The sequence below is a fragment of the Oceanicoccus sagamiensis genome, assembly GCF_002117105.1.
Taxonomy (GTDB): domain Bacteria; phylum Pseudomonadota; class Gammaproteobacteria; order Pseudomonadales; family Dasaniaceae; genus Oceanicoccus; species Oceanicoccus sagamiensis.
The window spans coordinates 2332785-2346050 of sequence record NZ_CP019343.1 but is presented as its reverse complement, the minus strand read 5'-3'; the positions used below and the strand labels follow the sequence as shown (position 1 = coordinate 2346050).

14 protein-coding genes and 1 tRNA gene are annotated in these 13266 nt (G+C 48.3%); 7 read left to right on the top strand and 8 right to left on the bottom strand.

The window, feature by feature from the left end; translation table 11 throughout:
- Window positions 1-31: 31 nt before the first annotated feature.
- The 4 genes from BST96_RS10690 to BST96_RS10675 are packed head-to-tail and all read right to left on the bottom strand — an operon-like array spanning window position 32 to window position 3613.
- A complete protein-coding gene (locus tag BST96_RS10690) occupies window positions 32-412 on the bottom strand; it encodes a hypothetical protein (RefSeq protein WP_085758697.1) in 381 nt (126 codons plus the stop codon).
- A 19-nt stretch (window positions 413-431) separates the two neighbouring features.
- A complete protein-coding gene (locus tag BST96_RS10685; RefSeq protein ID WP_085758696.1) occupies window positions 432-2084 on the bottom strand; it encodes an FAD-dependent monooxygenase in 1653 nt (550 codons plus the stop codon).
- A gap of 37 nt (window positions 2085-2121) precedes the next feature.
- Window positions 2122-2589, bottom strand: a complete 468-nt coding sequence (locus BST96_RS10680; protein ID WP_085758695.1) for a DUF6640 family protein — start codon at window positions 2587-2589, stop codon at window positions 2122-2124.
- A 49-nt stretch (window positions 2590-2638) separates the two neighbouring features.
- Window positions 2639-3613, bottom strand: a complete 975-nt coding sequence (locus tag BST96_RS10675) for a fumarylacetoacetate hydrolase family protein (protein ID WP_169713967.1) — start codon at window positions 3611-3613, stop codon at window positions 2639-2641.
- A 166-nt stretch (window positions 3614-3779) separates the two neighbouring features.
- On the opposite strand from BST96_RS10675, the gene BST96_RS10670 reads away from it, so the two are divergent.
- From BST96_RS10670 to csrA, 3 genes are all read left to right on the top strand, one after another.
- Window positions 3780-4400: a TetR/AcrR family transcriptional regulator gene (locus BST96_RS10670; RefSeq protein ID WP_085758693.1), complete on the top strand. Its 621-nt coding sequence runs from the start codon at window positions 3780-3782 to the stop codon at window positions 4398-4400.
- Window positions 4401-4429: 29 nt separating this feature from the next.
- Window positions 4430-5296, top strand: coding sequence for a glutathione S-transferase family protein (locus BST96_RS10665; RefSeq protein ID WP_085758692.1), 867 nt, complete (start codon window positions 4430-4432; stop codon window positions 5294-5296).
- A gap of 500 nt (window positions 5297-5796) precedes the next feature.
- Window positions 5797-5994 (top strand): carbon storage regulator CsrA, encoded by a 198-nt coding sequence (gene csrA, locus BST96_RS10660; RefSeq protein WP_085758691.1) that lies wholly within the window; start codon window positions 5797-5799, stop codon window positions 5992-5994.
- A gap of 68 nt (window positions 5995-6062) precedes the next feature.
- Here the strand turns inward: csrA and BST96_RS10655 are convergent, their stop codons facing one another.
- Window positions 6063-7613 carry a response regulator gene (locus tag BST96_RS10655; RefSeq protein WP_085758690.1) on the bottom strand — a complete coding sequence of 517 codons (1551 nt, stop codon included), beginning with the start codon at window positions 7611-7613 and terminating at the stop codon, window positions 6063-6065.
- A gap of 225 nt (window positions 7614-7838) precedes the next feature.
- Between BST96_RS10655 and BST96_RS10650 the strand changes: the two genes are divergently transcribed.
- Both BST96_RS10650 and BST96_RS10645 read left to right on the top strand, forming a co-directional pair.
- Entirely contained in the window at window positions 7839-8468 is a 630-nt protein-coding gene (locus tag BST96_RS10650) for a response regulator transcription factor (RefSeq protein WP_085758689.1), read from the top strand.
- 5 nt (window positions 8469-8473) lie between these two features.
- Window positions 8474-8677, top strand: a complete 204-nt coding sequence (locus BST96_RS10645) for a CPXCG motif-containing cysteine-rich protein (RefSeq protein WP_085758688.1) — start codon at window positions 8474-8476, stop codon at window positions 8675-8677.
- On the opposite strand, the gene BST96_RS10640 is transcribed toward BST96_RS10645, so the two are convergent.
- The 3 genes from BST96_RS10640 to BST96_RS10630 are packed head-to-tail and all read right to left on the bottom strand — an operon-like array spanning window position 8674 to window position 12282.
- Window positions 8674-8994, bottom strand: a complete 321-nt coding sequence (locus tag BST96_RS10640; RefSeq protein ID WP_085758687.1) for a YqcC family protein — start codon at window positions 8992-8994, stop codon at window positions 8674-8676. The two genes, BST96_RS10645 and BST96_RS10640, sit on opposite strands and share 4 nt — an antisense overlap.
- Window positions 8995-9000: 6 nt before the next feature.
- Window positions 9001-11115, bottom strand: coding sequence for an ATP-dependent DNA helicase DinG (gene dinG, locus BST96_RS10635; protein ID WP_085758686.1), 2115 nt, complete (start codon window positions 11113-11115; stop codon window positions 9001-9003).
- Between the two features lie 9 nt (window positions 11116-11124).
- Window positions 11125-12282, bottom strand: coding sequence for a 1-acyl-sn-glycerol-3-phosphate acyltransferase (locus BST96_RS10630; RefSeq protein WP_085758685.1), 1158 nt, complete (start codon window positions 12280-12282; stop codon window positions 11125-11127).
- 373 nt (window positions 12283-12655) lie between these two features.
- Here BST96_RS10630 and BST96_RS10625 point away from each other — a divergent pair.
- Window positions 12656-12732, top strand: a tRNA-Met gene (locus BST96_RS10625).
- A 222-nt stretch (window positions 12733-12954) separates the two neighbouring features.
- Window positions 12955-13182 carry a hypothetical protein gene (locus BST96_RS10620; RefSeq protein ID WP_085758684.1) on the top strand — a complete coding sequence of 76 codons (228 nt, stop codon included), beginning with the start codon at window positions 12955-12957 and terminating at the stop codon, window positions 13180-13182.
- Window positions 13183-13266: the final 84 nt, after the last annotated feature.

The following is a 13266-nucleotide window of genomic DNA, read 5'->3' as shown; positions in this document are numbered from 1 at the left end:
CTCTCCTAAAATTCTCTTACGTCAAAGTGGCTTAAATCAGTTTTGCCAGGCTTTGAAACCACATCAAAAACAAGGGGTTTCCATCAATTTTGATACGGTTTTCATAAATCCCACTAATCATTGCCAATTGTTTGTCTTTAGCTGTCAGTGCTTTAAAACCCGTTTTGGCACTTTCAAAGGTTATAGCCAAAGTCGGTTCCAGCTCCGGGCCCAAAAACACAGGGGCGCTTGCTTTTCCCGGATAGCTCATAATCTTTTGGTCTTTGATGATAAAGTGACGGGCGTAGCCACCTTCACAACCAATTTCTAAAATAAGATCCTGACCAAAGAGCTTCTCCTGAGCTCTTGGATTATTTTTGCTGGCTCGCTCAAGTAAGAAACCGAGAATCCAGATCACCATTTTAAATTTCATTATTCTCTCCTCGATTGATTTAATCGAAAGCTAAAAACTTTGCCACGGCATCGCTCAAAGCGCCTTCAAGCATCGCAGCTGTTATGGCGTCCGTTAGAATCCGGTCAGCAATATGACCGTCGGGTCTTACAATCACGATGTTCGCTTCATCCATACCCAACATTGGCAGGTCTTCGTCACTGGCTATAAAGTTGTTGCCTTCAATGACAGTTTGGTACGGGACTTCACTGTTAAAATCAGGCAATGCAACACCCTTGCGCACGATCAAACTGAAGCGATTGGCAGAGAGCAGGTCGAGCGACGATGCTTGCTGCCCATCTATCGACAACCATGTATGTGGGAACCTCGCACCCACATCAGAAAACTGAAAACTCTCAGCCCGAAGATCCGGCGCATTTTTACGACCGTAATGTTGGCCAATTTGCAGTGCCAGCCCGTCAAAATGGTCACGCTGCTCTTCAATGCCCTTTTGAATTTCTGCCCAGCGCGACGAGTCACCCTGCAAGGCTTCAAAAGAGGGCTGCATACCCTCGGGCATGAGCGACCCGGTAGCGAGCATGACACTAAATAATTTGCCGGCATTTTCTGTGCTGAAATCTGCGTTGTTTTGGGCCACATGTTCACGCTCAGGGTGGTAGCTATCCAACAGTCCGGGCCAGGCCCAACCGTGAAGTACACCTGCGATTTTCCAGGCCAAGTTGTGCGCGTCACCCACACCGGTATTCAAACCCAGTCCGCCGGTCGGTGGGTAACGGTGTGCCGAATCACCGACTAGAAAGACATTTTGGTTACGGTAGGCTTCCGCAACCTGAGAACCCAGTCCCCAACTGCCGTTTGAAAGTATCTGTATGTCGATATCGCTGCGGCCAATGGCTTTGTACAGCACTTCGCGACAACGCGATTCCGTGAAGCTGGAGATATCGGTATCCGCGTTGTCATAGGGGTACATAAAGACCCAGTTTTCCCGTTGATCAAAGGCAATAAAAGTACCACTGCAATCCTGTTTCATTGTCCAGTAGAGAATGGCAGGTTTGTCTTTGACGACCTCAGTTAAGTCCGCTTTGAAATGAATCATAACGAAGTCGTGCACTATGCCCATGCCTTTCATGGCAATCCCCTGGGATTCACGCACCGGACTACCCGCACCGTCAGCACCGATCAGATAGCGGCTTAAAACTCGATGCTCCTGCCCCTTATCGTCGATAACAACAGACTCAACACCGTCTGTTTGATGCTCACAGGATTTCCATTCCCACGGACGCAATACCTTTATCAACTTTTCGGCATCTACATGGCTTTGCAGCACTTCTTCGGCGGCAGGCTGTGCAATATTAAACAGCGGCCAAGGCGTCGGCAGATTTTCATCGGCATGCATTCTTTCATAGGGAAGCTTGCCATATTCACCGCCGCTGAGCGTATCGGTAAAACGCACCCAACAACTTTCTTCCACCGGTGTGGCCTTTGCTTTTAACTCGTCGATACTGATCCCCAACGAAGAAAATATTTCCAGCGTACGAGGGTTAAGTGCGTGTGCCCGCGGTTGGGGTAAGTTGGATTCACGACGATCTATCACCGTAGATGATATTCCAAATCGGGCCAGCGCAAGCGCCATGGTCATGCCCGAAGGACCAGCACCAACAATCAAGACATTGGTTTTTATAGACTCTGTCATAATAATTCCTATCTATTGCTGCCTATTAAAGTGTTTCTCAAAGAACAGGCACCGAGGAAACAATGTTCAAACCTGCGATAATCAACACCAAAGTGATATTGCTAAAACCGACAACATTGGTATCCAGCTCGACAATTTTACCGGCAATATTGAATTTAAACGGGCGCAAGCCATTGACGTCTTTTAAGGCTCCATCGAACAAGCCCATGCTAGCGATGGTGATATAGAGAGGAGCCAGAATTGCCCCCTGCACCATCAAAACCAGGATCAATTGCAGGTTGTACTGTTCAACCAACGGCGTCCAAAGTACGTAAATCATCATGAAACACAGGGAACTGTTGGTAATCACCTGCCAAACTACGTGAAAACGTGCATGGGGTGGCCACAGTGGGTTAGTCGCGTGGGTTTTATTAAAATCAGCAACTGCGGGGCCGATGGCCAGTGCAATGGATGTAATAGTCAATAACATGCGAGGCAGAAGATTTTGGTCGTACAATATTTCCATCGGGGTCTCCGGTAGAGTTATCAATAAAACGCTGAGCGGTTACTAGCCACTAGGCTTCTACAATAGTATTTTTCTGGGTTCCGAGATCGATAGCGCCATCCAGAGAGGCGATCGTCAATTCCAGTTCATCACCTGGCTGAAGGAAAGGTGCTTGAGCCAATTGCGCCGCAATCACTTTAGCTCGACGCTTAGCATCTTTTTTAAAATTCAATAGAATACTCAGGCCCGTTTTTAAATCGATGCTCAGCTGTACGCCGGCCGGCGTCCCAGTAAGTATGCAGTCACCATTTCGGATATCCGAGAACGAGGAAATTTCAGTGAGGGTCGCCGCCGGCTTATGAATCAATAGATCGGTGGTGGAGCTTTGCTTAATTTCGCCATTGAGTTTCAGTGTCAACTGTAACTTTTCAAGCTGATCCAAATCCTCTTCATCTAAAAGATAGAGGACGGGGCCCATGGGGCAAAACGATCGATAACTCTTGCCTTTAAACCACTGCATGGCAGTTGCGCCAAATTGATCATCCCTGGACGACACATCGTTCGCCAGCACAAGTCCGCCTATCAGACGCGCCAAGTCGGCTTCTTCTACAACCTGTGCCCCGAGCACATCTGACTTCATCACCAGAGCAAGTTCTATCTCGTAGTCCAACAGCTCACAACCTTTTGGCCGCAAAATGTCGTCGTTGGGGCCACAAATACTGGAAGAGGCTTTGGAGAAAATCAGATTTTCACCCTTGGCATCCTCATTAAGCCCACCTTCTACCCGGTGATCAGCGTAGTTGAGCCCCTGGCAAAACAGCTGCACATCACTGGAAACAGGCGAACACAGAATCACACTCGCAATAGGCTGAGATTCTTGGCTGACAGCACCATCAAAAGCCTGACGATCACTGAAATAGTGCCGCATCACGTCCCGGTGAGTGCCCAGCTCAAGGTCGATGGCAAAAATGTCTTCGCCACGAAGCACGCCCCAAGCGGGTGACTCTCCCTCACTTTTTACGTATCTGACTATGGAAGTACCCAATTGATTTTCCCCTGAATTTACTAAAACCATGATTCATTGACGTGGATCATTGCACACAAGTGGACATATGTCCAGATATATTCATATGACCACCTATGTTCATTTATTCACATTACTGATAAACTGGCAGTAACACTCAATAGAAATTGCACACACGGTTATAGAAATGACGGCACCCGCCCCCAATAGAACAGCAAAGCGTCGCCAACGCACTCGGCAACAACTACTGAAGGCAACCGAACAGGTCGTACTCCAACATGGCTACGAAGAAGCTAGTGCTGAGAGCATCGCCGAATTGGCGGATTTGGGTCGCAGTACTTTCTATAACCACTTTGGCAATAAATGGGATGTCGTTCTGGCAACATTAATTGACCGCTATCGTGAATACGGCGAAAAAGCTTACGTACCTCTGGAAACGACACACGACAGAGCTCAATCCGTTGTACGCTCCACAGTGAGTGTTTTTAAAGATGTTGTTAACGACCCCTTGACTCGACAACTGGTCGATAGACCTCTGCTTCTGGCACGTGCTATCGCCGAAAGCCAGGGTGAGTTTGTAGCCCGGGATTTTTCCGAAGGCATTGCCCAGCAGCGCTTTAAGATTACTGTAAGCGAAGCCAGTCTTCTTAGCTCGCTTAATTGGAGTAATGTCGGCTTGATTATCCACGCGATCTCGCAAGACTCAGTTGATGAAACCTGTTTGGACTGGGCTCGTCTCTTGTTGATGCAACTGGGGATTAAGCAAGATGAAATCGAGAAAGTGATTCACTCCGCTGTGCAGGATTAATACAGAACACCAATTTTCAGGAACGCAAAATGGTATTGCTGGCAAAAGAAGATATCCGCACGACTGAAGTATTCGAGTGGCAAGGTATTCACTTGCTTCACTTTTCAGGATCAACATGCTCAAAAAAAATACGGATCATGTTAGACATTAAGGAAATCGACTGGACATCTCACCCCATCAACCTAATCAAGCGAGAGAACAATAGCGACTGGTTTATGGGCATTAACCCTCGCGGGTTGGTTCCGGTACTCGTTCATGATGGCGCAGTGCATATCGAGAGTAACGATATTCTAAATTACTTAGAAAAAATGAAGCCTGAACCCAGCCTGATGCCAATAAAGGATGCTGAAGACCTCGGCAGGCTATTGCAACTCGAAGACGAACTCCACATCGACTTACGCAATATCACACTACGCTTTACCGCGCCTTCCAAATTAATGCAACGTAGTAAAGAACAGCTAGTTCAATATGAAAGTGCAGGCACAGGGACTATTGGTGGCTCGCTGGATAGCCATAAAAAAGAAGAGCTGGAATATTGGCAACAATTTTCCATTAATGGTGGCGTCACTGACGCTCAAGTCATCACATCATGTAAAAACTTTCAACAGGCGCTGGACGGACTGGATTTTCGCCTAGAAAAAAACAACTACCTACTTGGCGAAAACATATCCATGGCAGATATCGCCTGGTTTGTCACTATCAACCGCATCGTACTGGCAGGCTACCCTCTTCAACAACTGCACCCCAGATTGGCTGCATGGCTGCGACAATTACTGCAAATGCCCGCTTTTTCGAAAGAGGCTAAAGCTCCCCTTGTACAGGTCCTGGCATCGAAACTGATCCGAATGAGAGACGCACTGAGAGGGAAAACTCTGAACAGCATCGTCAAATTATAGAAACTGATCGAAAGGATTCTAACCGATTTCTTAAGGCAGATTAACAACGCTGTGATTCTATCATCCTGAAAGACACGCTTTCATAACAATTCATAACGGTTTTCTGAATATTCAAATTTTAACCAGCACCATCATGGCAACCCAATATCACTTGATATTATGACCAATGTAGTCGGTCGATTACGTGGCTATATCACCGAACAAAGCGAGCTCGCCACCAAGAACAGCCAGCACGAAGAAACGGATATACCAACGCCTTATGTGGAGCAATCGCAAACGATTCACTAGGGCCGCAGTTAGCCATCCTGCAAAAACGCAAAAGCCCTGAGCACAGCCGTTCTCAGGGCTTTTTTTAGATGTAAATAATCCACAAAAAACCTTAGGTATTTCCCCTTATCGAGGTAGGTATATGAGCGAATTATGCGAATTATGCCCAGCCGATACACTCTCTTCCAATGACTTAGACACCATTTGTAATCATCAATGAGAGGGATAGCGAAATGCTAGTTTTATCAAGACGCTTGGGAGAGACTTTAATTATCGGCGACGATATTAAAATCACGGTTTTAGGTATCAGCGGCAATCAAGTTCGCCTGGGTATCGCAGCGCCAAAAGAAGTCAGTGTTCACCGTGAAGAAGTCTATCGCAGAATACAGGAAGAACAGGTTGCCGACAGTAATATTGGGCAAACCGCTTAAGCTTACTCTCTACCAGAACGCTAAAAATGCAGCTATCCATGGATAGCTGCATTTTTTTATGCTCGCCGCTAGGCCAAGGGTAAGCTGAAATAAAAGGTAGCTCCGCCCTGAGGGTTACGCAGGAAGCCAATCGTCCCGCCCTGGGCCTGGATAATCGACTGGCAGATCGACAGACCAATGCCCATACCATTGGCTTTAGTGGTATAGAACGGGTTAAACAACTGATCCTCCTCCCCTAAAGCAATCCCTACCCCGTGATCAATCACATGCACAACAATGGTATTGCCCTGCTGCTCCGTTTTTACCATCACTCCCTGAGATGAGCTATTGGCAACGGCGGTCGCCTCCATCGCATTGCGGATCAGGTTCAGGGCCACTTGCTGAATTTGTACCACATCCAGGCTCAGCCTGGGCAAATGGTGCTGGGGCTCAAAATGCACGCTCACATCATTGATTCTCGAATCCACTTCAGCCAGAGCGATCACTTCCCTGATCATCTCATTCACATCCACTTCAAACAGCGCACCGCTGGGTTTTTTCACATAGCTGCGCATTCTCTGGATCACCTCAGAGGCTCGCTGGGATTGGACATCCAATTTATCCAATAACTCGATCAGTTGCTCACGCTGCAACTGCTCTTGTTCCAATAGCCGCTTGGCCACCCGGGAATAATTTGAGATAGCGGTTAGCGGCTGGTTAACCTCATGAGCAATACCCGCCGCCATAGCACCGGTGGTATTTAGGCGCTCCATATGGGCGATATTCTGGCGCTGGGATTCTAATTCTTCACGGGCAATCCTGAGGGCTTCTTCACTGTCTACCCACTCACTAATATCACGAAATACAATAACCGCCCCACCCTCGGCTCTCGGTGTGGAGGTAATAGCAATGGGCAGAAAACTATTGTCACGCCGCCTGATCATCTCCATATCGCTATGGGCTGACTGCCCCATGCGGTAGCTACGGTAAGGCAGTATCTGGTGCTCCTGCATTTCGATATTTTCATCCACCTCAAACAGCCGCAACGCGGTTAACTGCTCACCCAGACAATCCGCCACCGCCCAGCCGCAAATAACCGTAGCCGAGGGGTTTAACATGGTAATGCGGCCATCTTTGTCCAGGCCGATAATCCCTTCGCTGACAGCATTCAGGATTTGGTGATTCTCCGATTCCAACTCAATATTCCGGCGCGCCAACTGCCGCTCAAGCCGATGAATTTTGATATGGTTGCGCACCCTGGCCACCACTTCATCTACCTGAAAGGGCTTGGAGATATAGTCCACCCCACCCACGGTAAAACCCTTTACCTTGGCGCTACTATCTTCCAGTGCCGACAGGAAAATCACCGCAATATCCGCAGTATCCGGGTTGCTTTTAAGGATTTGACAGACCTCATAGCCATCCATGCCGGGCATCATAATATCCAGCAGGATTAACGACGGCTTAGTTTCAGTGGCTATTTGCACCGCTGTTTCGCCATCTTCCGCGGTCAGCAACTGGTAACCACCATTGGACAAAGTCTTATGCAAGATCTGCAAGTTGATCGGGTTATCGTCAACCAGCAGCACACGCTCCAATACACTCTCTTCTTGTTCTTGTGGTATGGATAAATCACTCATAGCTGGATAAAGCCTTTCTCCCGGTCAACTGGTCTGGGCCATACCAGACAGGTGGCCCTGTTACTTAATACCGTACTGAATGTAGTACTGAACGTAGTACCTAGATTAGCACCGCTAACACCGATATACCTATAAATGCGCATATAAGACTTTACTGGAGCTGCAAAATACCATATATATCAATGATAACTATAAATTAATCACCAGTATGCTGGAGCACTCAAGATGGATATAACTGCACGTGTTCATGTTGTCGAGGATGATGACGCCGTAAGGGACTCACTACAAATGATGCTGGAGTCCATTGGGCACCAGGTTCAAGCTTTTGAAAGCGCTGATAATTTCCTGGAGGCTTACACTCAGGATATGGCCGGTTGTATTGTGCTGGATATCCGCATGCCGGGCATGAACGGCATGGAACTGCAACGCAAGCTTAATGATATTAACTCCATCCTGCCCATTATTTTTGTCACCGGCCATGGCGATGTGCCGATGGCCGTAGAAGCCATGCAGCAAGGTGCTGTGGATTTTGTGCAAAAGCCCTACCGTGAGCAGGAATTACTCGACAAAATCAACCAGGCGATGACCCTCGATCAAGAAAACCGCGATAGCCTGCAACAGAAGCAGGTGATTCTTGGGGGCATGGGTGAACTCACCCCAAGGGAACGGGACGTAATGCAACTGATGGTAGAAGGCAAAGCCAATAAGGTGATTGCCATTGAACTGGATATCAGCCAGCGCACCGTTGAAATTCATCGCGCCAGGGTCATGGAAAAGCTGAATGCCAACTCTCTGGCTCACCTGGTTAGAATGTATTTATCCGTTGAAACTGACCTCAGTAACCAGGACGCTTAAGCACCTTGCACCACGAGCTGATCAGCCGGCAGGTTTTTTGCCCCTACTGCGGCGAACAATTTGAGGCACTGATTGATAGCAGCGAAGGTGATACGCACTATACGGAAGACTGTTATGTCTGCTGCAAGCCAATTATTTTTGTCTGCAGCATCGATCACTCCGGGGACGTCAACGTCACGACACTAAGCGAAGATGACGCGGCTTTTTAGCTCGATAGCAACTGATCTATTTGCTCCAATATCGCCAATAAAGCCGTTACATTGTGCTCAGACGACTTAAAGTATTCATCAGCCATAGGGGCAATACTGCAACTGGTGGGCAACGCTTGCTGCAAGGAAATCATGGAATAAAGCCGGGCTAAAAATATAAATTGCAGCCACTGGGGAAAACTTAGGGTATCAATACAAAAAGGCTCAGTGCTGGCCAGCGCCTCAGCCGATGGCGCTTCAGTTTGCCACAACCCCAGCTGGCGTAATTGCGCTTCAACATCCATCAATAACGACGATAGCTCAACGGCTTTAGACATATTGGCTTACATCACCTTGCGCGTAAATGGCGGCAGCGAATCTAACATAGCCTGACCATAACGCTTGCTAACCACCCGGCGATCCAACAACGTCACTTTGCCACTATCCGTTTCAGTGCGCAGCAGGCGACCACTGGCCTGAACCAATTTTAACGCCGCATCAGGCACCGACATATCCATAAAAGCATTGCCGCCACGGCTTTCTATCCACTCCGCCAGGGCCGATTCAACCGGCTGGTCCGGCACCGCAAAAGGGATTTTGGCAATAACCACATGGGTACAATACAAACCGGGCAAATCAACGCCCTCAGCAAAACTCGCCAGCCCAAAGATCACACTGCCATCACCGGCATCCACCGCTTTTTTATGCATTCTTAACACCTCATGCTTGGGGTAATGACCCTGCATAATAATACGCTGCTGCCACTCCAGCTTAATGCCCTCAAACACCTGCTCCATTTGCCGCCGCGAAGCAAACAGCACCAGGCTGCCCTCTTTAGGGCTGAGCAACTCCGGCAACATATCAATCAAGGCTTCGGTATGGGCTTCAGCATCTGAAGGCTCACAGGGCATTCTGGGGATCACCAGTTCGCCCGCCTCGGTAAAATTAAAGGGGCTGGGCACAACGGCATAATTGGTTTGCTCTGGCGTACCTGCACGCATTTTAAACCGATCAAAGCCACCCAGCGCCGTTAAGGTTGCCGATGTCACAACCGCACCGTAGCAGCGGTTCCATAAATAATGAGTCAAGGTATTGGCCGCTAAAATCGGGCTACTCGACACCTCAAAATCCAGATTGCCGCCGGCACCTTCCACCACGGCAATCCAGCGCCCGCGAGGTGGGTCGTCGACCACATTGCCATGACTATAATCAGACCACAGTGAATAGTTTGCCTCAGCGCGCCCCCGCAACATCGACAGGGGCGGAAACCAGGTTTCAGCAAACGCCTTGGGAATCGCATGCTCAGCATCCTCCATGGCTTCTTCCAATAGTTTACAACTGCCATCCAGAGCATCCTGCATACTGCGATATTGCCGGGCAAGCTCAGTTGCCTGGACTCTTAACGCATCGGGTACCAACCCTTGTTCAAAGCGATGCGCCGGAACAGAACCTCGACGATCAGGCTCAACACTAACCATCGACTCCAGACTATTAAATAGCATACCCAGATGCTGTTTTAAGGTTTCCATAACGGGGGGCAGTGCTTGCAAGTGTCGACCAATGCCGGCAGCATTACCCAGTTCCGGAGCAGCTTTGGCCAATACCTTCATACCCTGATCTAACCAGCGCTCGGTCGAGCGGACACGGCTAAACTGCGAAAAGTGATTAATCGCCTTATCCGGCAGATGATGTCCTTCATCAAAAATATAAATACAGTCTTCAGGGGCCGGCAAAATAGCGCCGCCGCCCAGAGACAAATCGGCCAGCACCAGATCGTGGTTGGTAACAATCACATCCACAGTGCTTAATTGTTCGCGCCCTTTATAAAAACAACACTGACTAATATTCGCGCAGCGCCGTCCCGTACATTGCGCGTGATCCGTGGTGACTCGCGACCATACTGGCACGTCCAATTCCTGTGACCATGCATCGCGATCACCATCCCAATCACCAGCACCCAGTGCAGTCAGCATATCCTGATAGACATTCAAGGTTTGCGTATCCACCTGCGCCTGTTGCTCATCAGGATACAGCGCCATGGCTTCACTGTTAGCATGACTGTCTTGCAATACCGCATCTAATTTTGAGAGACATAAATAACGCCCTCGCCCTTTTGCCAAAGCAAAATTAAATGACAGGTCACTATGGTGCAAAATATCAGGCAGGTCTTTATGAATAATCTGTTCTTGCAGGGCAACGGTGGCTGTTGAAATAACCAGGGTTTTTTCCAGCGCCTGAGCAATAGGTACAGCAGCAACGGTATAAGCAATGGTTTTACCGGTGCCGGTTCCCGCTTCCACCACGCAAACCGGTGTATCTTCCTGGTCGTTTTTAGCGGTTAACGTACGGGCTACTTCAGCAATCATTAATCGCTGGCCATAGCGCGCCTTGAGCTCTTTGCTATCGAGCAGGGAAGTATAGGCCGATTGGATCGAGGCTTTGATGGCATCAGTTAACATGGCGGGGGACTATGCAGAGAACTGTTGTTTGCGGTCAATGGTATTGGCATAAATACCCAAGGCAAATTCTCTATGCTCAGTTGGCAGGGAATCTATACGCTGCTTAAAGGCCGTCTCACCCGCTGCCAGAGCCAGTTCAGAAAACGCCTGGCCATCACTGGAATGCACACCGTCTGGATAGTGGCCATGTAATAATTTATAGGCAAAGAAGTTGCTGGTATGTAATACATAGTTGCCAACAACCTGACGATCTATGGCCTCCGCCACCGCATCAGCATTGGCGAAATCACCCTCCAAGGGGGTACCAAAAGAAACATGCACATTGCCTTTATTGCCAGCAATACCTTTGGCGATAGACTCAACATCTTCATGCTCGTCTTTTTTATATTCGCCATAGGCCGCCGTTTCATAGAGCTCTTTGGCCTTGGCACCATCGCAAGGGTCCAGCTCATAGGAAATGGATACCGGCACGATATGTAATTGATTGATGTAATCAGACAAGCTTTCCGATTGTTTTTTTTGACTCATTGCCAGCATTTTTATAATCGCTGGCTCAGTGCGGTCATTGCCGTCTTTGGCGCGACCTTCACGCTGGGCAATCCAAATCGGATTATTATCTTCTTCAATAGAGTGACGAATATAGCTGGACAACATTTTATAGGCCGCCAGGATCTGGCGCGGGCCCTTGGCAGAACGCTTAACAATAAAGCTCTTATTTAAACGCATCAGGTCAGACACATAGGGCTTGGTTAAAAGATTATCACCAATCGCTATACGCGCCGTATCGTGATTATTGTGGTAGAGGGCATAGGTCACAAAGGCCGGGTCCATCGTGATGTCGCGATGGTTGCTCATAAACAAATAGGGCTTTGCCGGATCAAGTGCATCCAGACCTGAGACGGTAAAACCGGTCGTGGTTTTCTCGATCATGCCGTCCATATAACCTTTAACGACATGCTGAAAATCTTCTACGGTGGTTATGCCCCGCAACTGGCGCGATAGCACCCAGCGAATAAGAGGGTAAATCAACCATGATAACGGTTTATGCCATGCACCCAGTTTAAGACTGGCAACCGCAGCTATTAACTCGTCATCAGCTATCAGACCGGTTAAGACGGAAGCCACTTCCTCATCATTGTAGGGACGAATATCGGCGAACTGGCCCATGCCTTTAAGTACCTTTAGATAAAAATATTATTGGCGCGAACCATACCGGAAATACGCTGATTAGTCATTAGCTCCCAGGTTATTTTGAAAGACCAGATAGCCCTAAAAAAACACCGATAGACATGCGGTAAGCAGCAGAAGGCGAAGTGGTTTTTTATCATGATGTATCCTTACCCATAGTGAATTGACGACATATTAGCCAGCCACTCTACGGGTAAATTCTAACCACCGGAAATAACCAACACTGGAATAGGTACCCTCTATTATCTTTTTAACCCACAACCGATAAATAGACTTGACGACCTCACCGCATATCCCTATGATGCGCGCCTTGCTTAACAACCGCCAAGGTTGTTTCGACAGAGCGTATTGATGCGGGGTGGAGCAGCCTGGTAGCTCGTCGGGCTCATAACCCGAAGGTCGTCAGTTCAAATCTGGCCCCCGCTACCAATTTCAAATACGTTAGCTAGAGAGAAGCCCGATCATCGGTCTCTACTATATCCGGCGCAGCCGCTAAAGGTCGTCAGTTCAAATCTGGCCCCCGCTACCAAATAAAACAGGTCAGCCATATCGGCTGGCCTTTTTTATTGGTGTAACACACTATCAATATCGTCACCCCCATAACTCCATGCTAGTATTCAAAAAAAGAATACCAAACTAACGGAGTTAATTATGGAATCAATGCCCGCTCTCTTTATCACCTTTGGTGCAGCTGCCCTGCTAACCAGCTGGGTCACCTTGTTTATCACCAGCTCAAAAGAAGATTTTACCTGGGGGCTTTGTACGGTGCTGCTGCCACCATTGTCTTATTGTTATGCGCTATTCCGGCTGGATTTAGCAAAGGAATCTATCGCCCTGGCTATTCTAGGCGTCGCTCTGGTCCTTGCTGGCATTGCCTGATAAAACACCCTCAATCAATCAGTAAAAACCAGCTGTGTTTTTGCTGATTGATAGCTCAAGCCCACCGCCCCTCCATCTTAACAA

Bases quoted from the DNA above. Each gene is read 5' to 3' on its own strand.
- BST96_RS10655 (WP_085758690.1), bottom strand. From the start codon at position 7,613: ATGAGTGATTTATCCATACCACAAGAACAAGAAGAGAGTGTATTGGAG.
- BST96_RS10680 (WP_085758695.1), bottom strand. From the start codon at position 2,589: ATGGAAATATTGTACGACCAAAATCTTCTGCCTCGCATGTTATTGACT.
- BST96_RS10670 (WP_085758693.1), top strand. From the start codon at position 3,780: ATGACGGCACCCGCCCCCAATAGAACAGCAAAGCGTCGCCAACGCACT.
- BST96_RS10665 (WP_085758692.1), top strand. From the start codon at position 4,430: ATGGTATTGCTGGCAAAAGAAGATATCCGCACGACTGAAGTATTCGAG.
- BST96_RS10640 (WP_085758687.1), bottom strand. From the start codon at position 8,994: ATGTCTAAAGCCGTTGAGCTATCGTCGTTATTGATGGATGTTGAAGCG.
- BST96_RS10620 (WP_085758684.1), top strand. From the start codon at position 12,955: ATGGAATCAATGCCCGCTCTCTTTATCACCTTTGGTGCAGCTGCCCTG.
- BST96_RS10650 (WP_085758689.1), top strand. From the start codon at position 7,839: ATGGATATAACTGCACGTGTTCATGTTGTCGAGGATGATGACGCCGTA.
- csrA (WP_085758691.1), top strand. From the start codon at position 5,797: ATGCTAGTTTTATCAAGACGCTTGGGAGAGACTTTAATTATCGGCGAC.
- BST96_RS10690 (WP_085758697.1), bottom strand. From the start codon at position 412: ATGAAATTTAAAATGGTGATCTGGATTCTCGGTTTCTTACTTGAGCGA.
- BST96_RS10630 (WP_085758685.1), bottom strand. From the start codon at position 12,282: ATGGGCCAGTTCGCCGATATTCGTCCCTACAATGATGAGGAAGTGGCT.
- dinG (WP_085758686.1), bottom strand. From the start codon at position 11,115: ATGTTAACTGATGCCATCAAAGCCTCGATCCAATCGGCCTATACTTCC.
- BST96_RS10685 (WP_085758696.1), bottom strand. From the start codon at position 2,084: ATGACAGAGTCTATAAAAACCAATGTCTTGATTGTTGGTGCTGGTCCT.